The organism is Neobacillus muris (genome assembly GCF_943193175.1).
Lineage (GTDB): Bacteria > Bacillota > Bacilli > Bacillales > Cytobacillaceae > Neobacillus > Neobacillus muris.
Window position 1 is genome coordinate 143,049 of sequence record NZ_CALPDF010000003.1, and the last position, 25,514, is coordinate 168,562.

25 protein-coding genes and 2 other annotated features are annotated in these 25,514 nt (G+C 41.7%); of the genes, 1 reads left to right on the forward strand and 24 read right to left on the reverse strand.

Features of this window, described 5'->3' with window-relative positions; genetic code table 11:
* Window positions 1–307 precede the first annotated feature (307 nt).
* Entirely contained in the window at window positions 308–1,063 is a 756-nt protein-coding gene (locus NFS43_RS03455) for a TrmH family RNA methyltransferase (RefSeq protein ID WP_251549498.1), read from the reverse strand.
* A gap of 116 nt (window positions 1,064–1,179) precedes the next feature.
* Between NFS43_RS03455 and sspI the strand changes: the two genes are divergently transcribed.
* Complete coding sequence (gene sspI, locus NFS43_RS03460) at window positions 1,180–1,389, forward strand: small acid-soluble spore protein SspI (RefSeq protein WP_251549500.1); 210 nt, start codon at window positions 1,180–1,182, stop codon at window positions 1,387–1,389.
* 185 nt (window positions 1,390–1,574) lie between these two features.
* On the opposite strand, the gene NFS43_RS03465 is transcribed toward sspI, so the two are convergent.
* The 23 genes from NFS43_RS03465 to NFS43_RS03575 all read right to left on the reverse strand — a co-directional run bounded on the left by NFS43_RS03465 (window position 1,575) and on the right by NFS43_RS03575 (window position 25,428).
* Window positions 1,575–2,660, reverse strand: a complete 1,086-nt coding sequence (locus NFS43_RS03465) for a M42 family metallopeptidase (RefSeq protein ID WP_251549501.1) — start codon at window positions 2,658–2,660, stop codon at window positions 1,575–1,577.
* A gap of 77 nt (window positions 2,661–2,737) precedes the next feature.
* On the reverse strand, window positions 2,738–3,229 hold the full coding sequence (locus tag NFS43_RS03470; RefSeq protein ID WP_251549503.1) for a dUTP diphosphatase: 492 nt from the start codon (window positions 3,227–3,229) through the stop codon (window positions 2,738–2,740).
* A gap of 18 nt (window positions 3,230–3,247) precedes the next feature.
* On the reverse strand, window positions 3,248–3,517 hold the full coding sequence (locus NFS43_RS03475; RefSeq protein WP_251549505.1) for a DUF1294 domain-containing protein: 270 nt from the start codon (window positions 3,515–3,517) through the stop codon (window positions 3,248–3,250).
* Between the two features lie 63 nt (window positions 3,518–3,580).
* A complete protein-coding gene (rplT, locus tag NFS43_RS03480) occupies window positions 3,581–3,940 on the reverse strand; it encodes a 50S ribosomal protein L20 (protein ID WP_251549506.1) in 360 nt (119 codons plus the stop codon).
* Window positions 3,941–3,971: 31 nt separating this feature from the next.
* Window positions 3,972–4,172, reverse strand: a complete 201-nt coding sequence (rpmI, locus tag NFS43_RS03485) for a 50S ribosomal protein L35 (protein ID WP_251549508.1) — start codon at window positions 4,170–4,172, stop codon at window positions 3,972–3,974.
* A 17-nt stretch (window positions 4,173–4,189) separates the two neighbouring features.
* Window positions 4,190–4,693 carry a translation initiation factor IF-3 gene (gene infC / locus NFS43_RS03490; RefSeq protein ID WP_251549510.1) on the reverse strand — a complete coding sequence of 168 codons (504 nt, stop codon included), beginning with the start codon at window positions 4,691–4,693 and terminating at the stop codon, window positions 4,190–4,192.
* A gap of 141 nt (window positions 4,694–4,834) precedes the next feature.
* Window positions 4,835–4,967 (reverse strand) — a sequence feature (ribosomal protein L20 leader region).
* 170 nt (window positions 4,968–5,137) lie between these two features.
* Window positions 5,138–7,072 carry a threonine--tRNA ligase gene (gene thrS, locus NFS43_RS03495; protein ID WP_251549512.1) on the reverse strand — a complete coding sequence of 645 codons (1,935 nt, stop codon included), beginning with the start codon at window positions 7,070–7,072 and terminating at the stop codon, window positions 5,138–5,140.
* Window positions 7,073–7,115: 43 nt separating this feature from the next.
* Window positions 7,116–7,356: a binding site (T-box leader), on the reverse strand.
* Between the two features lie 123 nt (window positions 7,357–7,479).
* Window positions 7,480–8,361, reverse strand: a complete 882-nt coding sequence (gene ytxC, locus NFS43_RS03500) for a putative sporulation protein YtxC (protein WP_251549514.1) — start codon at window positions 8,359–8,361, stop codon at window positions 7,480–7,482.
* A 140-nt stretch (window positions 8,362–8,501) separates the two neighbouring features.
* On the reverse strand, window positions 8,502–9,431 hold the full coding sequence (dnaI, locus tag NFS43_RS03505; RefSeq protein WP_251549516.1) for a primosomal protein DnaI: 930 nt from the start codon (window positions 9,429–9,431) through the stop codon (window positions 8,502–8,504).
* 11 nt (window positions 9,432–9,442) lie between these two features.
* Window positions 9,443–10,831, reverse strand: coding sequence for a replication initiation and membrane attachment family protein (locus NFS43_RS03510; protein WP_251549519.1), 1,389 nt, complete (start codon window positions 10,829–10,831; stop codon window positions 9,443–9,445).
* A 54-nt stretch (window positions 10,832–10,885) separates the two neighbouring features.
* Window positions 10,886–11,347: a transcriptional regulator NrdR gene (nrdR, locus tag NFS43_RS03515; RefSeq protein WP_251549521.1), complete on the reverse strand. Its 462-nt coding sequence runs from the start codon at window positions 11,345–11,347 to the stop codon at window positions 10,886–10,888.
* A 98-nt stretch (window positions 11,348–11,445) separates the two neighbouring features.
* Window positions 11,446–11,832 (reverse strand): hypothetical protein, encoded by a 387-nt coding sequence (locus tag NFS43_RS03520; RefSeq protein WP_251549523.1) that lies wholly within the window; start codon window positions 11,830–11,832, stop codon window positions 11,446–11,448.
* 177 nt (window positions 11,833–12,009) lie between these two features.
* A complete protein-coding gene (locus NFS43_RS03525) occupies window positions 12,010–13,041 on the reverse strand; it encodes a glyceraldehyde-3-phosphate dehydrogenase (protein WP_251549524.1) in 1,032 nt (343 codons plus the stop codon).
* 166 nt (window positions 13,042–13,207) lie between these two features.
* Window positions 13,208–13,813, reverse strand: a complete 606-nt coding sequence (coaE, locus tag NFS43_RS03530) for a dephospho-CoA kinase (protein ID WP_251549526.1) — start codon at window positions 13,811–13,813, stop codon at window positions 13,208–13,210.
* 22 nt (window positions 13,814–13,835) lie between these two features.
* Window positions 13,836–14,471 carry a sporulation membrane protein YtaF gene (gene ytaF, locus NFS43_RS03535; protein WP_251549528.1) on the reverse strand — a complete coding sequence of 212 codons (636 nt, stop codon included), beginning with the start codon at window positions 14,469–14,471 and terminating at the stop codon, window positions 13,836–13,838.
* 108 nt (window positions 14,472–14,579) lie between these two features.
* Window positions 14,580–15,413: a DNA-formamidopyrimidine glycosylase gene (gene mutM, locus NFS43_RS03540; RefSeq protein ID WP_251549530.1), complete on the reverse strand. Its 834-nt coding sequence runs from the start codon at window positions 15,411–15,413 to the stop codon at window positions 14,580–14,582.
* Between the two features lie 43 nt (window positions 15,414–15,456).
* Window positions 15,457–18,093, reverse strand: coding sequence for a DNA polymerase I (polA, locus tag NFS43_RS03545; protein WP_251549532.1), 2,637 nt, complete (start codon window positions 18,091–18,093; stop codon window positions 15,457–15,459).
* Window positions 18,094–18,112: 19 nt separating this feature from the next.
* Window positions 18,113–19,873 carry a two-component system histidine kinase PnpS gene (gene pnpS, locus NFS43_RS03550; protein ID WP_251549534.1) on the reverse strand — a complete coding sequence of 587 codons (1,761 nt, stop codon included), beginning with the start codon at window positions 19,871–19,873 and terminating at the stop codon, window positions 18,113–18,115.
* Window positions 19,870–20,586, reverse strand: a complete 717-nt coding sequence (locus tag NFS43_RS03555) for a response regulator transcription factor (RefSeq protein WP_251549713.1) — start codon at window positions 20,584–20,586, stop codon at window positions 19,870–19,872. Before NFS43_RS03555 ends, pnpS begins: the two co-directional genes overlap by 4 nt.
* 270 nt (window positions 20,587–20,856) lie before the next feature.
* On the reverse strand, window positions 20,857–21,795 hold the full coding sequence (gene mdh, locus NFS43_RS03560; RefSeq protein ID WP_251549536.1) for a malate dehydrogenase: 939 nt from the start codon (window positions 21,793–21,795) through the stop codon (window positions 20,857–20,859).
* Window positions 21,796–22,082: 287 nt separating this feature from the next.
* Window positions 22,083–23,351: an NADP-dependent isocitrate dehydrogenase gene (gene icd / locus NFS43_RS03565; protein WP_251549538.1), complete on the reverse strand. Its 1,269-nt coding sequence runs from the start codon at window positions 23,349–23,351 to the stop codon at window positions 22,083–22,085.
* Window positions 23,352–23,486: 135 nt separating this feature from the next.
* Window positions 23,487–24,605 carry a citrate synthase gene (citZ, locus tag NFS43_RS03570; protein WP_251549540.1) on the reverse strand — a complete coding sequence of 373 codons (1,119 nt, stop codon included), beginning with the start codon at window positions 24,603–24,605 and terminating at the stop codon, window positions 23,487–23,489.
* Window positions 24,606–24,966: 361 nt separating this feature from the next.
* The gene (locus tag NFS43_RS03575; protein WP_251549541.1) at window positions 24,967–25,428 is read right to left on the reverse strand and encodes a DUF441 domain-containing protein; all 462 of its coding nucleotides are present in this window, start codon (window positions 25,426–25,428) and stop codon (window positions 24,967–24,969) included.
* Window positions 25,429–25,514: the final 86 nt, after the last annotated feature.

Here is a 25,514-nt window from a genome sequence, read left to right on the forward strand (position 1 = left end):
TCCCAAAAAAGGGACGAGGTTATCATTCGCGGTACCACCCTTGTAAACACACCATATGTACATGTGTTCGCTTCATTCGGATAACGGCTGTGCCGGGGCATCTTTACATGGATACGATTTTTCATGGTCCCGATGCCAACTCTGGAGGTGAACATCTCCTGTCTGGTCCATAAAAATGCTTTCAGTCGCGGCATTTTCTCCCTAAGATGGCCGATTGACAAGACACTCTTCTCCGTCATAGTCGATACAATATAACATTGTTCAATATTATATACCAATTTTTCCTGTGTTTCAAACCTATCTTCGCCTATTTTTTCAAATAATATAACAGAATGCCGGCTGCAACAGCCACATTCAAGGATTCACTCTTTCCATATATCGGAATATAAAGGTTTGCGGCAGTGGCTGAAAGCAGTTCTTGGCTGATCCCATTTCCTTCGTTTCCGACAACGAGGGCAAATGAATCGGCTGGTGAAATTTCCGTATAAACGGAGGCTCCTTCGAGGGCGGTGCCATATACCGGTATGCCCCTGGCAGAAAGTTTGCTGATCCATTCCTCCAGATCCCCTCTTACGATCGGCAAATGAAAATGGCTGCCTTGTGCGGACCGTAACACCTTGGAATTGAAGACATCCACACTGCCGCGCCCGACAATGACGCCATCGATCCCAGCCGCATCCGCGGTGCGGATCATCGTCCCGAGATTGCCTGGGTCTTGGACGGCATCAATAAAAAGAAAGGTTCTGGCATCCTCCAAAGACTCGTCAATGGCTGGCTGGCGGCATACAGCGTAAATTCCTTGCGGCGCTTCTGTATCCGTTAACGCGTCGGAGATTTCCTCGGTAACCATTGTGATTGGGGTATCCCCGCTATCTAAACGTGAAGGAACGCCAATTTTTTCGGAGACGATAATTTCCACGACAAGCCCGTCTTGTTTCAGTGCCTCCTCTACGAGGTGAAACCCTTCGACGAGGAAGGTGCCTGAACGGTCCCGCTCTTTTTTCGTCTGCAGCTTTTTCCATTGTTTTACTTGCGGATTTTGTATCGATTGTATGTATTTCAAAGTATTTTTCCCCTCTAAAGTAATTGATTGATTTTTTTATTATAGCTGAAATACATATTAAAGCCAAAATCAGACAATCTAATAAGGTAAATGAGCATAAAAAGGAGTGTGCCATCATGAACTTAAATTTGCGAAAAGCGGTCATTCATAATGTTGCCAACGACACGCAGGAACAATTGGAAAATACGATTGTGGATGCGATTCAGAGCGGGGAAGAAAAAATGCTTCCTGGTTTAGGTGTATTGTTTGAAATCATTTGGAATAACGCTTCGGAAGATGAGAAAAAAGAAATGCTGTCTACTCTTGAAAACGGGTTAAAACAATAAAAATGAAGTCAAAGCCGGTCCATTTATCAAATGCCGGCTTTTTTTATGATAAAATTCCACCCTTTTTGCTGTTTCAAATTTTCTATTTGCAAATTATATATGTTTTTGCGAATTGATTGTTTCTTTTTGCGAATCGAATCCAACATAAAAAAATCCTCGGCACCTGTCTGCCGAGGATCCACTTTTTATTCAAAAATGATCTTATCAACTGCCTCGCGATCTAACCGCTTAATGACCTCAACGATCAGTTTCACAGCATTCTCATAGTCATCACGGTGCAGCATGGCAGCATGGGAATGAATATAACGGGTCGCAATGGTGATCGCCAGTGCCGGTACCCCATTATGGGTCAAATGAATTGAACCGGCATCCGTACCGCCGCCAGGAATTGATTCAAATTGGTAAGGAATGTTCAATTCATCCGCCGTATCCGTGACAAAGTCACGCAGTCCTTTATGCGCTACCATGGATGCATCATAGACAACGATTTGCGGGCCCTTGCCCATCTTGCTCATTGCTTCTTTTTCCGTGATTCCAGGCGTATCCCCTGCAATGCCGACGTCAACAGCAAAGCCAATATCGGGTTCAATCTTATGTGTGGAGGTTTTGGCCCCTCGCAGGCCGACCTCTTCTTGAACATTACCGACACCATAAACCACGTTTGGATGGTCCACACCTTGGAGCTGCTTTAACACATCGATGGCAATCGCACAACCAATTCGGTTGTCCCACGCTTTTGCCAACAGCATCTTTTCATTGTTCATCACAGTGAATTCGAAGTACGGCACGACCATATCTCCAGGGCGGACACCCCACTCTTCGGCTTCTTCACGGCTGGAGGCGCCGATATCAATAAACATATCTTTGATTTCGATTGGTTTCTTGCGGGCTTCAGCGGACAGGACATGCGGCGGCTTGGAACCGATAATACCTGTAACATCCCCTTTTCTTGTGACAATCGTCACGCGCTGAGCAAGCATGACCTGCCCCCACCAGCCGCCAACTGTTTGGAAACGCAGGAACCCTTTATCGTCAATTTGGGTTATCATAAAACCAACTTCGTCCAAATGCCCAGCCACCATAATTTTCGGGCCATCTGCTTTTCCTGCCTTTTTCGCAATTAAACTGCCAAGTCCATCCGTTGTGATTTCATCAGCATAAGGTGTTATGTATTTTTTCATGACCTCGCGAACTTCCCGCTCATTGCCAGGAATGCCTCTGGCATCCGTTAAATCCTTCAGCATGGTTAATGTTTCATCTAATTTTGCCATTGAAAAGCCCCCTTCATTTTCATCAAACTACACCCTCTATTATAGCGAAACCCGCAAGCAGCCAACAAATTTAACCATCAATAATTATCGGCTTGTCTTTGATAATTTACTTCATTTTTCCGTAAATATGCCTGCTCCATTTCAGTTTGGCTGATTCCTAATAAAATCCCCAGCTGCAAATAGGTCTCTATTACGGTTAAAAATCCACTAAAACTCTTGTCTAGCTTAAAACGATCAATCGTTTCGTATAACAATAAAAATTGCTCGGTCACATTTAAACCGGACGGCTTTACTGCCACTTCAAATTCCTGACGGTCAAACCCGCATTCAATTCCAAGCGACAAAATAAAATGGACCCCATCGACAAACTCCTCTAAGATGACGTCTTTGGGAGAAGATGGCTTCACACTCCAAAATTTAAAGCATCTCGTTTCATTGGCGAGCTCCCCCACTTCTACCAGTAACGCGAGCACTTTTCTAGAAAATAAATCTTCTTCCTGCAGCTGATGTTTTTGTTCTATATGTTGATCCAACGCTTTTTGCATATCAAAAAGTTTTGTTAGCTTCATAATGACTATGCTCCCTTATTAGAATAATATTTTCGCATAAATAACCAGTTCCACAAGTGCCAGAATCGGAAATCCCCACTTAAATTGAAAATGCTTTGTTTTATGATGAAATAACTGCATCCCAATCGCAGCCCCGATGGCACCTCCGAAGACTGCTACCAGCCATAAAGTTTTTTCGCTTATCCGGTACTGATGCTCCCTGGCCCGTTTCTTATCCACGCCCATAATGATCAATCCTGCCAGATTCATTAAGGCAAACACTAACCATAAAACCGTTATGCCATCCATTTAAAGTTTCCCCTTTATAGCAAAAGAGCCATCCTCAAAAATCGAGAATGGCACTTATGTTTATTATTTGCTTAATTGCTGCTTAGCTGTATCTGCTAATTGAGTGAATGCTTGAGCATCGCTAATTGCTAATTCAGCAAGCATTTTGCGGTTTACTTCGATACCTGCAAGCTTCAAGCCATGCATTAAACGGCTGTAAGAAAGACCGTTCATGCGAGCTGCTGCATTGATACGAGTAATCCAAAGTTTGCGGAAATCGCGCTTAACCTGACGACGGTCACGGAAAGCATATTGCAATGATTTCATAACCTGCTGGTTAGCAACTTTGTATAATGTATGTTTTGAACCATAATAACCTTTAGCTAATTTAAGAACTTTTTTACGACGTTTGCGAGTAACAGTACCGCCTTTTACACGTGGCATGTAATTTCCCTCCTATAATAAATCTTTCCGATTACTTAACGTTTGTTAATAAATGACGAATGCGTTTGAAATCGCCTTTTGAAACAAGGCCAGATTTGCGAAGCTTACGCTTAGCTTTAGTTGATTTGTTAGCAAATAAGTGGCTTGTATAAGCATGGTCACGCTTAAGCTGACCAGATCCAGTTTTTTTGAAACGCTTTGCAGCGCCGCGGTGAGTTTTCATTTTTGGCATTTGGGATATCCTCCTTATTACTTTTCAATTTTAGGTGCTAAGACAAGGAACATGCTGCGGCCATCCATTTTTGGATGGGACTCAACAGTTGCTACTTCCTTGCACGCTTCGGAAAAACGGTCTAATACTTTTTGACCGATTTCTTTATGGGTAATTGCCCGTCCTTTAAATCGGATAGAAGCTTTCACCTTGTCGCCTTTTTCCAAGAATTTAATCGCATTGCGCAGCTTTGTATTAAAGTCATGCTCATCAATGGTTGGGCTTAGGCGAACTTCTTTTGTAGTGATGATTTTTTGATTCTTGCGAGCTTCTTTTTCCTTCTTCTGCTGCTCGAATTTAAACTTGCCATAATCCATAATCCGGGCTACCGGAGGCTTTGCATTTGGTGCAACCAGCACTAAATCAAGATTCACTCGTCCGGCAATTTCCAGCGCTTCGTTTTTAGATTTAATTCCTAATTGTTCCCCGTTTTGATCAATCAGGCGAACTTCACGAGCGCGAATACCCTCATTTACCAACATGTCTTTGCTAATAGTTAGCCACCTCCAAGGTTCTTCATCAAGAATACTTTTGTCAGGGACAAGAATCTGGAAGATTCCCCCTTCAAAACCTGATTCATGATACGATTTGAAAATACAGAATCATAAGTTCCAGCAGAGAAGTCAATTAAAAAAGTGCGGATGCAAACACCCACACTTTACGAAACATAGTTTAAGTAACTATAAGTCCACGTAATACCTGTCAACTGCTAAACGCGTCAAATCAGGTGAGAAGCGGGCGCTTCTTCTTTCCCAAAACTTAGTATTCAGTTTTATACCTTAGTAACTATAACATAAGCAAAGATAAGATGTCAAATAAACTTTTTCAAGACGACAACGAAAATTATTTTAACAAAAAACGATAAATTATTCAATAGCTTTATAAAAAAAACAACTGAGAGCCACAAGAGCCCTCAGTTTAAAGGATTAGATTCTTTGCACTTCAGCTTTTAGTGATGCAAGAAATTCTTCAAATGGCTTAGTATCCGAATTTTGCTCACCATATTTGCGGACGTTAACGGCGTTTTCAGCCACTTCTTTGTCACCAACGACCAGCATATATGGAATTTTTTGCATCTGTGCTTCACGGATCTTATAGCCAATTTTTTCATCACGGCCGTCTAATTCAACACGGAAGCCCTGTGCTTTCAATTGCTCTTGAACCTTTCTTGCATAATCATAATGTGCATCAGGTGAAACCGGAATGACTTGTACTTGCACCGGCGCAAGCCATGTTGGGAACGCACCTTTGTATTCCTCGATCAGATACGCAACAAAGCGTTCCATCGTAGAAACAACACCGCGGTGGACAACAACCGGGCGATGCGGCTTGCCGTCTTCCCCAACATAAGTCAAATCAAAGCGTTCAGGCAGCAAGAAATCCAATTGAACAGTGGAAAGCGTTTCATCCTTTCCAAGCGCTGTTCTGACTTGAACATCCAGCTTCGGTCCGTAGAAGGCCGCTTCTCCTTCAGCCTCGAAATACTCAAGGCCAAGGTCATCCATTGCTTCTTTTAACATACTTTGTGCTTTTTCCCACATGGCATCATCGTCAAAGTATTTTTCCTTATCCTGCGGGTCCCTGTAGGATAACCGGAAGGAGTAATCCTTGATATCAAAATCTTTATAAACATCCATAATCAGATTGACCACGCGTTGGAACTCTTCCTTAATTTGATCCGGACGGACAAAAATATGGGCATCATTCAGTGTCATCCCACGAACACGCTGCAGCCCTGATAGTGCGCCGGACATTTCATAGCGGTGCATCGTGCCAAGCTCGGCAATCCGGATTGGCAGCTCGCGATAGCTGTGAATCGCGTTCTTATAAACCATCATATGGTGCGGACAGTTCATTGGACGGAGCACCAATTGCTCATTATCCATTTCCATAACCGGGAACATGTCTTCATGGTAATGGTCCCAGTGGCCGGAAGTTTTATACAGCTCCACATTCGCCATGATTGGTGTGTATACATGGTCATAGCCTAAACTGATTTCTTTATCGACAATATACCGTTCAACGATGCGGCGGATGGTTGCCCCTTTTGGCAGCCAGAGCGGCAGCCCTTGTCCGATTTTTTGGTTATTGGTGAATAAGTTTAACTCTTTGCCCAGTTTGCGATGGTCGCGCTCTTTTGCCTCTTCCAGCATACGGAGATGCTCGGCCAGGTCCTCTTTTTTGAAAAACGCTGTTCCATATACACGCTGAAGCATTTTATTATCACTGTCACCGCGCCAATAAGCACCGGCAATGCTCAATAATTTAAATTCTTTGATTTTCCCAGTAGATGGAACATGAATACCGCGGCAAAGGTCAAAGAATTCCCCCTGCTCATAAATGGTAACTGTCTCCTCCGCTGGAATGGCTTCAATTAGTTCAAGCTTATAAGGGTCTCCAACTTCATTAAATAATTGGACGGCCTCATCACGGCTGACCTCTTTGCGGACAATCTCAAGGTTTTCGTTCACAATTTTCGCCATTTCTTTTTCAATCTTAGGCAGGTCTTCCAGAGTCAATGACTCTTCAAGATCCATGTCATAGTAAAATCCGCCCTCAATAACCGGGCCGACACCCAACTTGGCATTTGGATACAGGCGTTTAACAGCCTGTGCCATTAAATGGGCTGTGCTGTGGCGCAATACCTCCAAGCCATCCTTCGCATCTGGTGTAACAATTTCTATTGAACCGTCTTCAAACAGCGGACGGCGAAGATCCACTAATTTGCCGTTAAATTTACCGGCAATCGCCTTTTTCCTTAGCCCTGGACTAATGGAGCCGGCGATATCTTCCGTTGTTGTTCCTTTGGGAAACTCCTTCACTGCTCCATCAGGAAACGAAATTTTCACAACGTCTGACATAACTATTCCTCCTTAAATAAAATAAAAAAACCCGTCCCTATCGAATAGGGACGAGTTTGAATTAACACGTGGTTCCACCCAGCTTTTCATTTTCCATCGCATGATAAAAAATGACTTTAGGTCAGGTAACGGCTGCTCCGTCAACAATTACTTGCTTCCAAAGAAGTTTTCACTGCTGAAGTTTAAAGGCGGTAAGCATTTTTTTCGTGATAGGAGGCTTACAGCCGAGACCTCCCTCTCTAACATCCGTAAAAAAATACTGTTGTCCTCATCATAACTTGTTACAATCATTCTTTTGTCCAACAATAGCCATGAATGGCTATAACATTTTTAACTATGTACGTTATTATAATCAGTTTATTTTCAAAAATCAAGGATCTCACGCCTAAATTGTTTATTTATTTCAATTAGGAACCATTGTGTTCAGACTTGCCGGGAAGAAAATCAAATGGTTCCAGGTTACGAAGGCTTTGGTACGGTTTGATGATCACCCTCTCCTCAAATATATTTTCAATTGTCCTCACAAGAGGAGCATCTTTTTCCTTTGTATATAGAAAAATCGTAGTGGGTGCGAGTGAAAGCAATGGGGCAATCGTGCCAGAATCCACATAAATCGGGTGATTAACCAGCAGTTTTCGGTCAATCATTTTGGCCAATTCACTTCTTTTTATTTCAATAAACTGCTTGTTATAGAAGGTAATCTCTTCATCCATCAACAAGTAAAGAATGTCCGTTTTTGGTTCACGGCCGGCTAAAAAATCTCTTAACATTTGAACAAACATCTGATATTCCTGTTCCATTTTGTATTCATCAATCGAAACTTCCACATACCTTTCCAAGTATTGAAGATAAGAGCGCAGGCGGAATTTCACAAATGAGTCAAAGGAAAAGGTTACTTGATCATTGAAGATATGTTCAATTGCATCTTTAACTTTCTTTTCTTCATTCGTATCCTTAATAAACACGGATAAATCTTCACGCTGCCCTTCAAGGATGGAAGTAAGGATTTCTAAAATTTGCTGCTGCTCTTCAGCATCCTTAAAATAAAATTGTTTACTTAAAATCTCATGAAACCAATCATCCCGTTTAACCGTGGTGATAAATCGATAGAAGCCTGTTTTTGCGCATTCCAACAGATCCTCTGAATCAGAGCTTTCCTGAATATTCACTTTATATCCATCTTCTAAAAGAAGACTATTTGCCAGGTTCGGAACATTTTTCAAACAATTACATAAGTGCTCATAGCACTTAATCGCATCTGTTTTGTTTTGGAAGATGATTTCTGCCAACCAAATCCCCCCTTTAACCAAATCTCTGTTTTAATATATATATGGGGAACTTGGCCAAAATAGAAGTTAGCAGAACGGATGATTCCATAAAAAAGAGGATGGCCCCTAAAGGCCGCCCTCAAAATGAAAAAAATATACGGTCATTGTCTCCGATTTGGACCAGATACTAACACTGGATCACTTAATGCGCGGATCCGTTCCATAATCCGGCGGGCTTTCACTTTTTCTTCCTCGCCTCGCTGGCTATAGGCCAAATGATGTTCAAGCCCCTGAAAATCGAAGTTTGAAGTAAAAAACGTCGGCAGCTTCTCAAGCATCCGATATTGGAGAATCGGACCTAACACCTCGTCCCTCGTCCAGCTCGAAACCGCCTCGGCCCCAATATCATCCAGCATTAATATCGGTTCCTTTTTTAACGCTTCAATTTTTTCGTTTAACGTTGAATCCGCTATAGCGCTTTTCATTTCGCGCAGCAGCTCAGGCACATACACGATCATCGAAGAGATCTGCTTTTTCGCCAGCCGATTAGCAATCGCACCGAGAAGATAAGACTTGCCAACCCCGAACTTCCCATAAAAATACAGGCCCTTCGTTGGATTGCCCTGGTCATAATTGTTTAGGAATAAAGCCGCTTTTTGAACCGCATCAATCCGCTCAGCGTCATGTTCAAAATCTTCAAACGTTGCACTTAAAATATCTTTAGGAACATGCAGGCTTTTAATTAATTTTTCATTTTTCCGCCGTTCATCCTCCATCACTTTGCGCGGACAGCGCTCATAGGTCACATCAATGGCATTTCTCGTTAAAACAAGTTCAGGCTGATAGCCTTTCATCATATTGATGCAGCCCTCAAGGCATTCGCATTTGTCACATTCCTTGCTCTGATTGATATACTCATAGAGCTTGTTTAAGCTTTTATCAATCATCTCTTCAGAAATATGTGCTTGATTCTTCTGGATAAAAGCTCTGATGTCTGGATGTGATAAAGTTTCCTGACGGATTCGTTCATATCGTTTTTGGAAATTTTCACTTGAAGCTAACCGTTTTAATGTTTGGTTAATTCGTTCCATCCTTCACCATCCTAATCATCGAATGCCTTAAGCATTTCTTCAATTTCGCGTTTTTTGGCTTCTATATCGGATTCAGGGTCCCCCTGTGTGCTTTGTTTCGCTTGGACCGGCTGTGCTTCATCAAACCAGTCGGGAAGAAACTCCGTTCGGGTCGGCTTTTTCTTGGCCGTTTTCCCGGCATTTTTTGCCGTTTTGTTCTTGTGCTCTATCCTGGCAAAATCCATGGCTTCCTGAACCGTTTTTAATTGTTTTCTTGCCCAATGGCTGGCAATCGTTTCAACATAGCCCTTGGTAAATTTCATATCGTTAATCAGCATGACATACCAAATAAGGACGTTAATCACACCTGGCAGCAGCTTTTGATTAATCATCACTTCTTCCACAATTTTAATTTCAGAAGCTGATGGTTCACCGCCTACTGACAGATCCCTTAACACCTTTAATGGAGATACCGTTTCAAAATAGAGGATTAACTCTTCTTCTTTTGTTTTCGGCTTCTGTCGCTGCTGTTTGTGGGCCTCTGGCTGGGTTCGTTCAATCAGGCTGGGAAGCTGATCATAGTTCTCAAATTGATACCAGTCCCGTGCCGCTTTTCGTAATTGCTCTACATCAATCTCATCATGCTCATTGAGCGCATCCATAATAAATTTCTTCATTTGGATGGCATCGATATGGTAGAGGAACGCCAATTTGCTAATAACCTCTTTAACCTTTTGGTTAATGGCCTTTCGCGGCACTAAAGATTCGTGCAATCCCGACAGAAGAAGGTCAAAATCAAACGTATAACCCTCAAGGGAAATTCCCCTTTGGTCATTCCGGCCAATAAACCGTTCATTTTCATCACTGTCCAGTTCTTCAGTCAAGTCCTGCAGATACTGAAGATTTTCTGGTGCGCCTGAAATGAACACATCCTGAAAAGCCTTGGTCACATCCTGATACCCCTGCTCTTTAGGAAGCTGCTGGTCAGAGAAAAACCGTTTCAGCCGAGCAAAATGCTTTTTGCCAATTTTACGATAAAGATAAATATTTAACATGCCATCTAAAAAAAATTGCTCTGGATTTAAAGGCGGCAACAGTTCATAAATAAAGGAGCGTTCTCCATCAATGGATTTGACATACGTTTTTAACAGCCCAATCCCTTCTAGCTTTAATCTAGCATGAAAAATATCCTTCAGGTTCAGATCTAATAGATTCATCAATAAATGATGGGTAGAGGATTCAGACCAAAGACGATTTTCTTCCAGCTCTGCCCAAAGGGTCATATATAAGCTGTGACAGGCTGAACCAATTAACGGCTGATACAAAAAAGTCAGCACTTTTCGGTCATAATCATGCAGCAGCCCATTAGCTGTAACAATATAACGATCGATAGGAAGTATTTCCTGCCAATGCTGCGCCATGTTTTGTCAGACCTTTCCATATAATTGTAAAAAGAGCCAAAGACCCCTTTAGCTCTAAGATTTCTCTTTCTTAATCAATTCTTTCAATTCATCAATAAACACATTGATATCCTTAAACTGACGGTATACGGACGCAAAGCGGACGTACGCCACTTCATCGACTTTGGCCAGCCTGTCCATGACCATTTCCCCTATGGCTTCGCTTTTAATTTCCGATATCCCTTGGCCGCGCAAATCTTTTTCGACACCATGGGTAATATCTTCTAATTCCTTTAAAGCAACCGGCCGCTTCTCACAGGCTTTAATCAGTCCGCGCAGGATTTTATCGCGGCTGAATTCCTCCCTGGTGCCTTCTTTTTTCACCACAATTAAAGGAATCTCTTCAATTTTTTCAAAGGTCGTGAAGCGATATCCGCATTCTTCACATTCACGTCTTCTTCTTGTAGCTCGTCCTTCATCTACCGGCCGGGAATCCAGTACACGCGTACCATAATGCTGACATGAAGGGCATTTCATTGGCAACTCAACTCCAAATCTAAACGAATCCGATCCATTTTCTCATTATCCTACTATTATCTTATATAAAAGAGATTCGATACACAAGTAGATGCTGATTAGTTTTTTTTAGGTTTTATTTCAGTATGTAACTTATTGATCCGGTCATAGTAAGCATTTATCCGCTTTTTTAACGCTGGAAATGTTCCGGTGAGTGAAATTCTTTCCGTGGAAATATGAAAATCAACCGCTGTCTCCAATGGCTTGGATTGAATAATTGTCGCTATAAGAAAGCAAGAAAATGGTTTTTTTATTTCTACAGCAATTTCGCCATGTTCTTTTGATACGGTTTTGATCTGGCAATCCGCATCTTCTTTAAATATTTTTTCTACTGTGTCCAACATTTGGCTGGCTTTTGTTTTATAATAATGCGTCTTCAAGGAATCATCGGATTGCCGGTCTGAGGTTTCAATCGACCTCTTATACCGAGTGAACAAATTGGCCATGGGTATCTCCTCCAAAACTATTCGTTACATAATAGTATATAATATAATCCCTAAAATATAAAAAGAGGTGTAGTTACTATACACCCCTTAAATATCAATATTATATCATATTATCTATTAATTTAAGAACTTTTGCTGAATTTTTGTTTGAAACCAGCTGCCTTTTTGCCATTTCCTTTAACCAGCCTTTACCTCAGCTCTTTTCGCCAATGCTTCGGCAACATGCAAGCTAAGATCCACCACGCGGGAAGAATAGCCCCATTCATTGTCATACCATGCCAGGACTTTTACCTTTCTGCTTCCCATTACCATAGTAGAAAGGCCATCTATTACGGCTGAATAATCGTTCGTATTAAAATCGACAGAAACAAGCGGTTCCATTGTAAGGTCTAAAATTCCTTTTAAAGGCCCGTTCTTCGCCTCGATAAACGCATGATTTACTTCGTCAACGGTTACATCATGCTTCAGATCGACTACTAAATCAACCAAAGACACATTTGGAGTCGGCACCCGTAAGGAAATGCCATGCAGTCTTCCCTTCAACTGCGGAAGAACAAGCGAGATGGCTTTTGCCGCACCAGTAGTGGTTGGGATAATCGATTGTGCGCAGGCACGTGCCCTTCGTAAATCCTTATGGGGGTTATCAATATTTTTTTGATCATTGGTATAGGAATGAATGGTCGTCATTAGTCCGCTTTCTATTCCAAATTTGTCATCCAACACCTTGGCAACTGGAGCCAAACAGTTGGTGGTGCATGATGCATTGGAAATAATGCTGTGCTGGTCAATATTTAAGGCATCTTCATTCACACCCATTACGATCGTAACATCCTCATTTTTCCCCGGTGCTGTGAGGATGACCTTTTTCGCTCCAGCTTCGAGATGCAGCATCGCTTTTTCTCTTGCATTAAATTTGCCTGTCGCCTCGATCACGATATCAACCCCCAGCTCCCGCCATGGCAAAAGCTTTGGATCCCGTTCATTTAGTAATTTTACCCGTTTCCCATTTACCAATAGTTCATGATCTAATGGAATCACTTCTCCTTGGAATTTCCCATGGATCGTATCATATTTTATCAAATGGGCTAATGTTTCCGATGGATAGCTTGCATTGACGGCTATAACATCAAGGTTGTTTTCAAGGATTGCCTGCCGAAAAACCATCCGCCCAATTCGTCCAAAACCATTTATCGCAATTCGCGCCTTCATTTTACAGCCCCTTCCAGATTAGTGTTATACTTATTAACACCTTTTATTGGTATTAGTATAACATATTTAAGGGTAATTGCGATAAATAAAAAGACACATTTTTAAAAAGTTTTATTTTTCAGAATTTAAACCAAAAATAAATAAGAGGGCTTTCCCCTCTTATTGCTTAGTCTTCGATAATTCCCCAGCCCCGCAAAATAGCCAGAAGCTGCTGCTTGGTGGATTCAATCGTGCCTGTATTGTCAATTACCGCATCAGCCAGTTTTACTTTTTCAGAAAGCGGCATTTGCGATTGGATTCTGGCTTTGGCCTCATCCTTGGATAATGGATTTCGATTCATTAATCGTTTAAGCTGGGTCTCTGCATCAACATAAACTAGTATAGTTTTTTCAACCATATGGGTTAATTTGCCTTCAAAAAGCAGCGGGATATCCAAAACCACAGCTTTTTCCCCGTTCAGCACCGCTTCTTGCATTTGTTGTGCCATCCGCTTCCTAACCTCTGGATGCGTAATTTCATTTAGGCGCTGCCTCAAAGCAGAATCATAAAATATGATGGAACCTAATTTAGGCCGATCAATTTCGCCATTTTCCAATAAAATATCCTCTCCAAATTCAGAAACAATCAGCTTGTAGGCTGGTTCTCCTTGTTGGACGGCCAGGCGCGCTTCAACATCTGCATCAATCACTGTGATTCCCAATTCTTTAAACATATTGGATACTGTACTTTTCCCGCTGGCAATACCGCCTGTCAATCCAATCATAAGCGTCATTAGTATTTCCTTCCTCTATCCATTATAGTTTCCAGATACCAATCATTATCAATAAAATCCCTGGCAAAAACGAAAAACGTTGAACCCAGTTGAACCGATGAAAATAACTGCCGCTTTTAATTCCAAACAAAACAAACAATGAACTCATAACCGCTGATGCTAAAGCTAAATATATTGGCGAGAACCCCAGCATGGCTGCGCCAATCCCTGCCCCAAATGCATCCAGCGAAAGGGCAAAGCCTAACATGAAAGCCTCGATGCCGGTAATGGTTCCGGAGTGATCAAAATCGGCTGACATGGGTTTTTTTAATATATTGATAGCAAGACCTAGTGAGCGGATTTCAAAATTGACAAGGGTTGTTTCCTGGTCGACGGGTTCCTTTTCCTTTTCAGGACGGAAAAATTGGTAGAGAACCACGGCTCCGATACAAATTAACAGGAATCCTCCCAATTTAGTTGTCAGCTCTGGTGACATCACTTTTGTCAGGCCATGGCCGATAGACACCGCCAGCATCAGTGAAATCGCAGAACAGGCCGCAATAATAAGAACGGATTTAAGCGGCATCACCATTTTTCTTAAACCATAAGTAAATCCAACACTAAAGCTATCAATACTAAGAGCAAATGCAAGTAACAGTAGTGAGAATATCTGACCCATAGTCAATAGGCTCCTTCCTAGAAAATCACTACGATAGTATATGGCAGGAGCCCATCCTTTGTTATTCATTTGTTCTTGTGCTCTTTACGAGTCAAACAGGAAACGCTGTCAGCTGTTTAACCTTTGGCAATTGGGGCAATAATGGGTGCCGCGTCCGCCCACTTTCATTTTTTCCAAGGGTGTGCCGCATCTTTTGCAAGCATCCCCTTCCCGTCCGTAAGCATACAACTCAAGCTGAAACATGCCAATTTCGCCTTGGGAGTTTACGTAAGAGCGAATCGTGCTGCCGCCTTTTTTGACTGCCTCTCCCAAAGTATCGGCTATTTCTTTATGGAGAGTGGCTATTTCTTTATCGGTTAAGGAACTGGCCAGCCGTTCCGGATGGATTCCTGCTCGAAACAGGGCTTCATCAACGTAAATATTTCCAAGGCCAACGAGGATCGTTTGATCCAGCAAGGCCGGCTTAATCTTACGGTTGGTTTTGGACAATTTGCTTTTTAAATACTGTTTGGTGAATTCCTTGGAAAAAGGTTCAGGTCCAAGTTCCATTAACGGCGGCTTTTTAAATTCTTCCCCTTTAGTATATAAATGCATAGTACCAAACTTCCGTACATCGCGATAGCGCAGCTCGGTTCCATCCGTAAAGTGAAAAATCACATGTGTATGCTTATCAAATGGTTCCTCTTGCTGATACAGCCCGTACCTGCCCTCCATGCGCAAATGAGAAACCAGCGCATATTGGCCGGTGTAAATGATTAAAAATTTCCCTCGTCTGCCGACATCCACTATGGTTTCACCTTTTAGGGCATCAATAAATTGCTCTACTTCTAAAGGAGTTTTAATGATTTTTGGCCAATAAACAGTTATATTTTCAATTTGTTTCGATTGGACAAGCTTGACTAAGGTTTTCCGCACTGTTTCTACTTCAGGAAGCTCCGGCATGAGATCCCTCCTCACATGCTAAAATCTATGATGATTTGTTGTCCTATTTGGCATCAAACCATGTCGGACCGTATGCATAATCCACTTTTAACGGCACTTTTAATTCAAGGGCATTTTCCATTACCAGCGGGACTAGACTTTTTAGAATTTCGACTTCTTCCTCGGGCGCTTCAAAGATGAGTTCATCGTGAACTTGCAATAACAATTTTGATTTCAACCCTTTGTCCTTTAATGCTTCATCCATATCGATCATTGCTTTTTTTATGATATCGGCAGCACTGCCTTGAATCGGAGTATTCATGGCGGTCCGTTCCGCAAAGCTCCTCAGATTGAAGTTGCGTGCTGTTATATCAGGCAAATATCTCCGGCGATTCATCAAGGTGGTTACATACCCTTTTTGTTTCGCTAAATGGATTATGTCATCCATATAGGCCTTAACACCAGGATAGCTGTCAAGGTAACGCTCAATAAATTGGCCGGCCTCTTTTCTTGAAATGCCAAGTGATTGTGAAAGGCCGTAATCACTGATTCCATAAACAATCCCGAAATTGACCGCCTTGGCATGACGTCTCATGTTGGAGGTCACTTCCTCCTTGCCAACATGGAAAACTTCCATAGCTGTTTTCGTATGGATATCCATGTCCTCTTTAAAGGCTTGGATCAGTTTTTCATCTCCAGAAATATGGGCTAAAACGCGCAGTTCAATCTGGGAATAATCTGCAGCGAAAATGACCCAGCCCCGCTCAGATGGAATAAAAGCCTGGCGTATCTTGCGGCCTTCCTCTAATCGAATGGGAATGTTTTGCAAATTAGGATCAATCGAGCTTAATCTTCCTGTTGCTGTCAGGGTTTGCTGGAATCTGGTATGGACCTTGTCCGTTTTTGGATCAATCACTTTCAGCAAGCCTTCGATATAAGTAGATTGCAGTTTTCCTAACTGGCGATAAAGTAGAATATGTTCAATGATTTCATGATAAGGAGCAAGTTTCTCTAAAACATCTGCCGACGTCGAATAGCCCGTCTTCGTTTTTTTGATCACTGGGAGCTGCATTTTTTCAAAGAGAATGATCCCTAGCTGTTTCGGTGAATTGATATTAAACTTTTCACCTGCCAATTCACAGATTCTATTTTCAATCTCTACCAGCCGCTCACCCAGCTCTCTTCCCATTGCCTGCAGCCGATCCCGTTCCACTTTAATGCCGGTCGATTCCATGTCAGCCAAAATTAGTGATAACGGCATTTCCAGCTCCTTAAATAATTCGTATTGCTCATTTATTTTTAATTCATCTTCGAGCGTGTCTGTCAACTCAGCCATTATCAGGCTTTTCCTCACAAGATGGCCGGCAAGCTCTGAAGTCTCAGGAACTCTCCGTTTTGCCCCTTTTCCATAAAACGACTCATCCGACTGAATATTCGTTAAACCATATTTTTGGGCGATTGATGCCAAATCTTCAAGAGTCTCAGACGGATTTAGCAGATACGAGGCGATTAAAATATCAAATTTGACTCCAGTTAAGTGAATGCCAAATCTCCTTAACGATACCTCTGACCGTTTGGCATCATACACAATCTTGGTCTTCTGCTGATCCTCAGCCCATGTTTTAAATGCCTCTGAAGCTAATGCCTGCTCTACAGGCAAAAAGTAATGGCCGGTTTCGTTGACAAGGGCAAAACCAATCATGTCAGCTTGATGATAATTATCATCAAGCATTTCCACATAAAAATAATTTTCATCAGAAAAGATCTCATTGGTTATTTCTTTTGGAATCTCAAACTCAATCTCCTCTAATGTCAATTCCTCTGTTTCTGACACTGACTCTCCTATTCTGTCCAATAATGACGTGAAACCCAATTCCTTGAAAAAGTTAATCAGTTTAGCCCTGGAAAAGCCTTCATAGGCTATTGTCCCAAAGTCTATCTCAACGGGTGCCTGCCTTTCAATCGTTGCCAGCTGCTTGCTCATGATGGCTTGATCCTTGAATTCCTCAAGCTTTTGCTTTAGCTTTCCATTGACTTGCTCCAGCGATTCCAGCAAGCCTTCCACTGTTGAAAATTCCTTCAACAGCTTGATAGCCGTTTTTTCTCCTACTCCAGGAACACCGGGGATATTATCGGACTGATCCCCCATAAGTCCCTTCATATCAATAATTTGCTCCGGAGTTAACCCATACTTCTCCATGACATGCTCTGGTGTGTACTCTTCAATGTCGGTAATTCCTTTTCTTGTGATTCCAACCGTTGTATGCGGTGACGTAAGCTGGGTTAAATCCTTATCTCCGGAAATCACCTTGACTTCAAAGCCTTCTTTCTCAGCTCTTAGAGAAAGTGTGCCAATAATATCATCGGCTTCATAATTCTCCAGCTCATATCTGGAAATCCTGTAGGCATCCAAAAGCTCGCGGATAAATGGAAATTGTTCAGATAATTCCGGGGGCGTTTTTTGCCTGCCGCCTTTATATTCGGAAAAGGTTTTATGCCGGAAGGTTGTTTTACCGGCATCAAATGCCACAAGCATATGGGTCGGCTTTTCATCCTCAAGAATTTTCATCAGCATCATCGTAAAACCGTACACTGCGTTTGTATGTATGCCTTTATCGTTATTAAGCAGGGGAAGGGCAAAAAATGCACGGTACGCAATACTGTTACCGTCAATTAACACTAGCTTTTTTGTTTCCACCAAATCTCACCTTCCATCTTTTTTATTGCTGCTTATGCAGTTCGACCTTAAATACACTGCCCTTCCCCACTTCACTCTCTACATGAAGATTTCCGTGGTGGGCCTCAACTATATGTTTGACAATGGCCAACCCCAGGCCTGTGCCGCCTGAATTGCGGCTTCTGGCACGGTCCACTCGATAAAACCGTTCAAATATCCGCGGGATTTCTTCCTTTTCAATTCCAATCCCGGTGTCTTTTACCGTGATAGCAACAGAATCCCTATTTTCAGTTAATGTTACGGTTACTTCCCCATCTGAAGGTGTATATGTAATCGCATTGGCAATTAAATTGATAAACACCTGCTTTAGCCGGTCTACATCCCCATTAATGATGACCGGGTTTGGAAGACAGGCCAGTTCAAGCGAAATATTCTTTTCCTTTGCCTTTCCGGAAAGCAGATTTATTACGTCTTCTAACAAATGGTGTAAATCGAACTCCAGCTTGTTTAAAGTAAATCCATATGCCTCCAGCTTAGACAGCTCCAATAAATCTTGAATCAGTGATTGCAGCCGTTCGCTTTCCTTTAAAATAATCGATAGAAAGGATTCCAGTGTCTCCTTATTATTCATCGCGCCATCTAAAAGGGTTTCTGAAAAACCTTTTATTGAAGTAACAGGAGTCTTCAATTCATGAGAGACATTGGCGACAAAATCCTTCCTCATTAACTCCAATTTTTTCAGTTCTGTAATATCGTGGAAAACGACTAAAACACCTTTCCAAACATTGTTTGTCCCAATGATCGGCACACCGTAAACATCGAAGTATTTTCTCTCGATCCCTACCGGCATTTGCAATTGATTGCTCACTTTGTGCTCCGTTCGAAAAACTTCTGCGACAATTTTACAAACTTCTGGTTGATCGATGACTTCATAATAGAGCTTTTGCAAATAATCCGCATGATTGATATGAAATAAATCAATATACCCCTTATTGATAAGGTTGATGTAGCCGCGGCTGTCAATTAAGACGAGCCCTGCTCCGATGTTTTCAATTAAAGCCGTTAACCGATCTTGTTGAATTTCCTGCGTTTTTTCAAGCTCTTGAAGGTTTTCAGCAAGCATATTGATGGAGGATGCCAGCATTCCTGTTTGATCTAGCCTTTCGACAAAAGCGCGTGCACGGTAATTTCCTTTTGCCAGCTCTTGAGCCGTTTTGGCTGCCTCTTCTATCGGTTTCGTATAGGATGATGTGATACGGTTGCCAAGATAAATAATCACGATTAACGCTAAACCTAAGCTAATGGAAAGAATCCACCATATTTGCCCATATGCTTGTTTCAACTCATTGGTTTTAACGCTTAGAAAAATATACCCTTCCGTTTGTCCATCTTTTTTAATCGGCTTCCAATAATAATGAAGGTCGTAGCCATCGCCCTTTTCTAATTTTTCATCCTGCTTTGATTTTTTTTGGATAACTTCTGGAATAATACTGCTTAACCTTGAATCGCTATTATTTTCCAATTCGCCAGTATCATACAATATTTTTCCATTGGTATCCGTGACAGTAGCCCGGTCGTGCAGCAAATCACTTATTTTAATGACAGCCTGTTGATTAAATGAATCAATCCCGCCGTTTTCCTCAATATAAAAGCTTAGAAGGTCTTTTTCGATTTTTAGCCTTTCATTGAATGATTGCAAATAATAGCTTTTAAATAACTGGCCAAGCAAAATTCCTAAACCTACTAATACCGCGATAATTAAGGTAATTAAAGCAATAAAAAGCTTTGTCCGGAATTTGGTCATTCTTCTTTTGGCTCCTCCAATTTATAACCAAGACCGCGGATGGTTTTAATATAGGCAGGCTTCTTTGTATCCTCTTCAATTTTTTCTCTTAAATGAGAGATATGGACATCAACAATTCTAGTATCGCCCGCAAAGTCGTAATTCCAAACGGCACTTAACAATTGGTCCCGTGTTAATACTCTTCCTTTATTTTGTGCCAGGTAGAGCAGCAGCTCAAACTCCTTTAAAGTAAGCTCCAGCAGCTCATCATTAAAAAATGCCTCATATTTTTCAGGAAAAATGCTTAACGGCCCTATGATGATTTTGCTTCCTTCTTTAATGGTCTCCTCGGATGCACCATTTTGAATATTGGTTCTCCTTAGGATGGCTTTTACCCGTGCAATCACTTCTCTTGGACTGAAGGGTTTTACCATATAATCATCTGCACCCAGCTCTAGCCCTAATATTTTATCGAGCTCATCGTCTTTGGCTGTCAGCATTAGTATCGGAGTCATGATTTTTTCTTGGCGCAGCTGCTTGCAAACTTCGACTCCATCCATTTTCGGCAGCATGAGGTCCAGGATAATAATATCTAGATTATCCTGTTCGGCCAGTTTTTTGCCGGTCTCCCCATCCATTGCTGTAACGACATCAAAGCCTGCTTGTTCTAAATTGTATTGAAGCAATGTCACAATTGACTGTTCATCATCAACAACAAGTACTTTTGCACCCATCCAATCCCCGCCTTTTGTATGCTCTAGTCTATTCACCTCATTATAATATAAAACACGTAACTTTTCTCGTCCTCAAGTCTTTTGGCGGAAATGCTATAGAAATGGGGTACGAAAGTTGAACGGCTTTATCTAACAGTTACGCCCCTCTTTCCGACAGTTGCGCTCCTCTTTTCGACATTTACTCTCTTTTATCCGACAGTTATGCTCTCTTTCCGAGTCAGCTTGGCAGGCATAAAAAAATTCGGGAGCAAGGCCCCCGAATTTATTACTTTATGCTAATACATTCATGACGTTCTTTACTGAATCCACAGACTTATCAAGTGCGGCCTTCTCTTCAGCCGTAAGCTCCAATTCAATCACTTTTTCAATGCCATTGGCACCCAGAATGGCTGGCACCCCAAGATAGATGCCTTCATAACCATACTCTCCCTCGAGAAAAGCAATCGAAGGAAGCACACGGCGTTGATCTTTTAAGATGGCCTCACACATTTCAACTAAAGAGGCTGCAGGTGCATAATAGGCACTGCCATTTCCAAGCAGATTAACGATTTCACCGCCGCCTTTTCTTGTACGTTCCACAATGGCATCTAAGCGGTCTTTAGGAATTAATGTTTCTAACGGGATCCCGCCAGCAAAAGAATAGCGGACAAGCGGCACCATGTCATCACCATGTCCGCCTAATACGAAACCGGTAATGTCTTTCACAGAAAGGTTTAATTCCTGGGCAACAAAGGTGCGGAAACGAGCAGTGTCAAGAACGCCAGATTGGCCAATTACGCGGTTTTTAGGGAATCCAGACTCCTTATATACAGTATATGTCATCGCATCAACCGGATTGGTTAACACGACAATGATACAATTCGGAGAATACTTAACAATTTCTTTTGTAACACTTTTCATGACCTTTTGATTGGTTTGAACTAAGTCATCACGGCTCATGCCAGGCTTGCGTGCTATGCCTGCGGTAATGACCACAATATCAGAATCCCTTGTATCTTCGTAATTAGAGGTCCCAACAATATTAGCATCAAATCCTTGAACAGGGCTAGCTTCCAGCATGTCAAGTGCCTTCCCTTTTGTAGAGTTTTCCATTTGTGGAATATCAACTAATACGACATCCCCAAGTTCTTTTTGGGCAAGTAAAAATGCTGTCGTAGCCCCAGTGAACCCACCGCCAATTACAGAAATCTTTTTGCGTTTCAATGACATTCAAACCCATCCCCTTTGTTCGTATTAAATATAAAGAAAGACCGATAAAAATGAGCCGGCCTATACTCTAACATAATCAATAAACAAAAGCACCCGTTAATTTCAGTCCTTTCCATACAGCATGTTATAGAAAAACAGCTTCCCCTTAAAGTTGTTTTCAATTGCTGCCGTCCAGTCCTAAACGGGCGCTCTCGCTTTTCATATAATGACCAAAGTTTATAGCTTAACGTCTTTGGGAAAAGTTCAGCTCCAAGCCATACAGCGCTAGCCAGGGCTTTTCACTTTTCTTATTCCATATTCTTAATTAGTTCATCACCAAATTCAGAAGTTTTTACTTCTGTGGCTCCATCCATTAATCGGGCAAAGTCGTAAGTAACCACTTTGGATGCAATTGTTTTTTCCATTGATTTCACAATCATTTTAGCGGCTTCATTCCAGCCTAGATGCTCAAGCATAAGCACGCCGGATAAAATGACAGAAGAAGGATTGACTTTGTCTAATCCAGCATATTTAGGTGCAGTGCCGTGTGTTGCTTCAAAGATCGCATGTCCTGTTTCATAGTTGATGTTAGCGCCTGGTGCAATACCGATGCCGCCAACTTGTGCAGCAAGCGCATCAGAAATATAGTCGCCGTTTAAGTTCATAGTAGCAACTACATCAAATTCACGCGGACGAGTAAGAATTTGCTGCAGGAAGATATCAGCAATCGCATCTTTAACAATGATTTTTCCAGCTGCTTCAGCCTCAGCTTGCGCTTTGTTAGCTGCTTCAGTGCCTTGTTCTGCTTTAATGCGGTCATATTGAGCCCAAGTAAACACTTTGTCGCCGAATTCTTGTTCAGCAAGCTCATAACCCCAGTTTTTAAATGCGCCTTCCGTGAATTTCATGATGTTTCCTTTATGAACTAATGTTAAGGATTTACGTCCTTCTTTAATAGCATAATTCAGGGCTGCACGGACAAGACGGTTGGTGCCTTCCTCTGAAACTGGTTTAATGCCGATTCCTGAAGTTTCTGGGAATCTGATTTTATTGACACCCATTTCATTCTGTAAGAAGTCTATTACTTTTTTTACAGCTTCAGAACCTTTTTCATATTCAATACCAGCATAGATGTCTTCCGTATTTTCACGGAAAATCACCATATCTGTATCCTGAGGGCGCTTAACTGGTGAAGGAACCCCTTCAAACCATCTTACAGGACGCAAGCAAACGAATAAGTCCAGCTCTTGTCTTAATGCTACGTTAAGAGAACGGATTCCGCCGCCGACAGGAGTCGTCAATGGGCCTTTTATGGCAATTAAATATTCATTAATGACATCAAGAGTTTCTTTAGGAAGCCATTCACCAGTCTCGTTAAAGGCTTTTTCCCCTGCTAAAACCTCTTTCCAAATTAACTTGCGTTCCCCTTTATAGGCTTTTTCGACAGCCGCATCCAGCACTCTATAGGAAGCTGCCCAAATATCAGGACCTGTTCCATCTCCCTCAATGAATGGAATGATTGGATTGTTAGGAACGTTCAATACCCCGTTTGTTACCGTAATTTTTTCGCCTTGCATAGTTGTTCTCCCTCCTGTTATGTATCAGCATATAGACTTAATCAAAGGTTAGAGGAATCCAATCCCTCTAACCTTCGATGGTCAATCCTATTACACCAATTTTTTGATGAAAAGTAAAATTTTATCTCTTATAAATTAATCCCTGTGTTCAATTGGAACATATTTTTGCATGCCAGGACCCGTATATTCCGCACGTGGACGGATTAACCGGTTATTTGCATATTGCTCCAAAATATGGGCCAGCCATCCAGATACACGGCTGACGGCAAAGATTGGTGTCATTAAATCATGGTCGATTCCCAGGCTGTGATAAACCGATGCAGAATAGAAATCAACATTTGGCGGTAATTTCTTTTCGCCTGTAACGATGCTCTCAATTTTAACGGACATGTCATACCAATGGGGTTCACCAGTAAGTTCCGTTAATTTTTGAGACATGACTTTAAGATGCTTGGCACGAGGATCACCGTTACGATATACCCTGTGTCCAAAGCCCATGATTTTCTCTTTTCTTTCCAATTTCCCACGAATATATGGTTCAACATTTTCAAGAGTCCCGATTTCCTTTAACATCTTCATAACGGCCTCATTGGCACCGCCATGAAGCGGTCCCTTAAGGGCGCCAATCGCAGATGTAATGCCGGAATATACGTCAGAAAGTGTTGCGACACATACACGTGCAGTAAAGGTGGAAGCATTTAATTCATGATCCGCATGAAGGACAAGCGCTTTATTGATTGCCTCCACTGCAATTGGTTCGGGTTCTTTGCCAGTCAGCATATAAAGGAAGTTGGCTGCAAAGCTTAAATCCTTTTTTGGAGCAATGGGCTCAAGCCCTTTTCTTACCCTAGCAAAGGCCGCCACAATGGAAGGCATTTTTGCCTGAAGACGGATGGCTTTACGGTAATTCGCGTCCTCCTCCATAACATCAGCCTCATCATCATATAACCCTAACAGGGACACAGCTGAACGAAGTGCTGCCATTGGATGGACTTTTTGGATTGGATACGTTTTAAAATGATTCAGGACTTCTTGAGGAAGTTCAGCGTTTTCGGACAGCTGATTTTTCAATTCAGCTAATTCTTCAACATTCGGCAGTTTTAGATGCCACAATAGATAAATAATTTCTTCAAAACTAGCATTTTCAGCTAAATCATCAATGTTGTAGCCAACATAGGTCAGCGTGTCATCAATGATGGAGCTAATTGATGATGTTGTGGCTACTACCCCTTCAAGACCGCGTGTTACTGTCATCCATATCTCTCCTTCACCTTCAAATTTCCCCTTACCCATTGTAAAGACTTAAAAACCCGGAACCCATTGCAGATTCCAGTCAAGTTTGAAAGAAACAGCATCAGTAAGAATTAAGGCCGCTATTCTTAAAAAATATTTATTCACTTATCCAGCCCTTAAATTGACTGAGCGGTTGCTCGGCCACGCTGCAAAACCATGTATGCCCTTTCATTCAAACAAATAATAAATTCTGCAATTTAACAGTCATCCTATATAGTTTATATAATAAAGGAAACACTTACAAGCCTATTATAAACAATAATCAGACTTTTGTGAATGAAAAGCAATTGAAAACATTAAAAAATTATTATTTTAAAAAATATTAATGAAATAGTTCAAAAAATTTCATGGCTGAATACGCGATGCCAGCACCAATTAACGGCCCCACTGCAACGCCCTTAAACAAGGAAACAGATAAGATTGTCCCCAAGACAAGTGCAGTTGTGATATGAGGGTCATCCGCTAAAAGCTTCACACCGCCTTTAGCCAGAAGCGCTACAACAATGCCAGACAGAAGAGCAATCCAGGCATAAAATGATTTAAACGCACCGGATAAATCCTTAAATCCAATATCGCCGCTGGCAATAGGCGCCAAAACGGCAATCGTAATCATAGTGACGCCCCAGTTGATTCCTTTGGACTGAAGGATTGGAAATACCTTGTCTCCGGCTCCGCCGGTCTTAATTAACAAGAGAACTAAGATGGCAATCATTAAAGAACTGTTTTTCGCAATATAGCCGATGATTAATAATAACATTAGAAATAATATAGATTCACTCATCATCAACACCCCTTTTTATCATAATAAAACAGTCTTACAGCAGGATTAGAATTTAATGGAGGAGGATTCCACCTCTATAAATAACGAAT

Excerpts from the sequence above, each read along its gene's own strand:
- NFS43_RS03510 (WP_251549519.1), bottom strand. The coding sequence starts at position 10,831 with ATGGCGCAGCATTGGCAGGAAATACTTCCTATCGATCGTTATATTGTT.
- NFS43_RS03575 (WP_251549541.1), bottom strand. The coding sequence starts at position 25,428 with ATGATGAGTGAATCTATATTATTTCTAATGTTATTATTAATCATCGGC.
- dnaI (WP_251549516.1), bottom strand. The coding sequence starts at position 9,431 with ATGGAACGAATTAACCAAACATTAAAACGGTTAGCTTCAAGTGAAAAT.
- NFS43_RS03475 (WP_251549505.1), bottom strand. The coding sequence starts at position 3,517 with ATGGATGGCATAACGGTTTTATGGTTAGTGTTTGCCTTAATGAATCTG.
- ytaF (WP_251549528.1), bottom strand. The coding sequence starts at position 14,471 with ATGGGTCAGATATTCTCACTACTGTTACTTGCATTTGCTCTTAGTATT.
- icd (WP_251549538.1), bottom strand. The coding sequence starts at position 23,351 with ATGCAAGGCGAAAAAATTACGGTAACAAACGGGGTATTGAACGTTCCT.
- sspI (WP_251549500.1), top strand. The coding sequence starts at position 1,180 with ATGAACTTAAATTTGCGAAAAGCGGTCATTCATAATGTTGCCAACGAC.
- mdh (WP_251549536.1), bottom strand. The coding sequence starts at position 21,795 with ATGTCATTGAAACGCAAAAAGATTTCTGTAATTGGCGGTGGGTTCACT.
- rplT (WP_251549506.1), bottom strand. The coding sequence starts at position 3,940 with ATGCCACGTGTAAAAGGCGGTACTGTTACTCGCAAACGTCGTAAAAAA.
- mutM (WP_251549530.1), bottom strand. The coding sequence starts at position 15,413 with ATGCCGGAGCTTCCTGAAGTAGAAACAGTGCGGAAAACCTTAGTCAAG.
- NFS43_RS03555 (WP_251549713.1), bottom strand. The coding sequence starts at position 20,586 with ATGGGTGCAAAAGTACTTGTTGTTGATGATGAACAGTCAATTGTGACA.
- nrdR (WP_251549521.1), bottom strand. The coding sequence starts at position 11,347 with ATGAAATGCCCTTCATGTCAGCATTATGGTACGCGTGTACTGGATTCC.
- infC (WP_251549510.1), bottom strand. The coding sequence starts at position 4,693 with ATGTTGGTAAATGAGGGTATTCGCGCTCGTGAAGTTCGCCTGATTGAT.
- citZ (WP_251549540.1), bottom strand. The coding sequence starts at position 24,605 with ATGACAGTAACACGCGGTCTTGAAGGGGTAGTAGCCACAACATCATCA.
- coaE (WP_251549526.1), bottom strand. The coding sequence starts at position 13,813 with ATGACGCTTATGATTGGATTGACAGGCGGTATTGCCAGCGGGAAAAGT.
- pnpS (WP_251549534.1), bottom strand. The coding sequence starts at position 19,873 with ATGACCAAATTCCGGACAAAGCTTTTTATTGCTTTAATTACCTTAATT.
- NFS43_RS03520 (WP_251549523.1), bottom strand. The coding sequence starts at position 11,832 with ATGGCCAATTTGTTCACTCGGTATAAGAGGTCGATTGAAACCTCAGAC.
- NFS43_RS03465 (WP_251549501.1), bottom strand. The coding sequence starts at position 2,660 with ATGGCAAAATTAGATGAAACATTAACCATGCTGAAGGATTTAACGGAT.
- NFS43_RS03525 (WP_251549524.1), bottom strand. The coding sequence starts at position 13,041 with ATGAAGGCGCGAATTGCGATAAATGGTTTTGGACGAATTGGGCGGATG.
- rpmI (WP_251549508.1), bottom strand. The coding sequence starts at position 4,172 with ATGCCAAAAATGAAAACTCACCGCGGCGCTGCAAAGCGTTTCAAAAAA.
- thrS (WP_251549512.1), bottom strand. The coding sequence starts at position 7,072 with ATGTCAGACGTTGTGAAAATTTCGTTTCCTGATGGAGCAGTGAAGGAG.
- NFS43_RS03470 (WP_251549503.1), bottom strand. The coding sequence starts at position 3,229 with ATGAAGCTAACAAAACTTTTTGATATGCAAAAAGCGTTGGATCAACAT.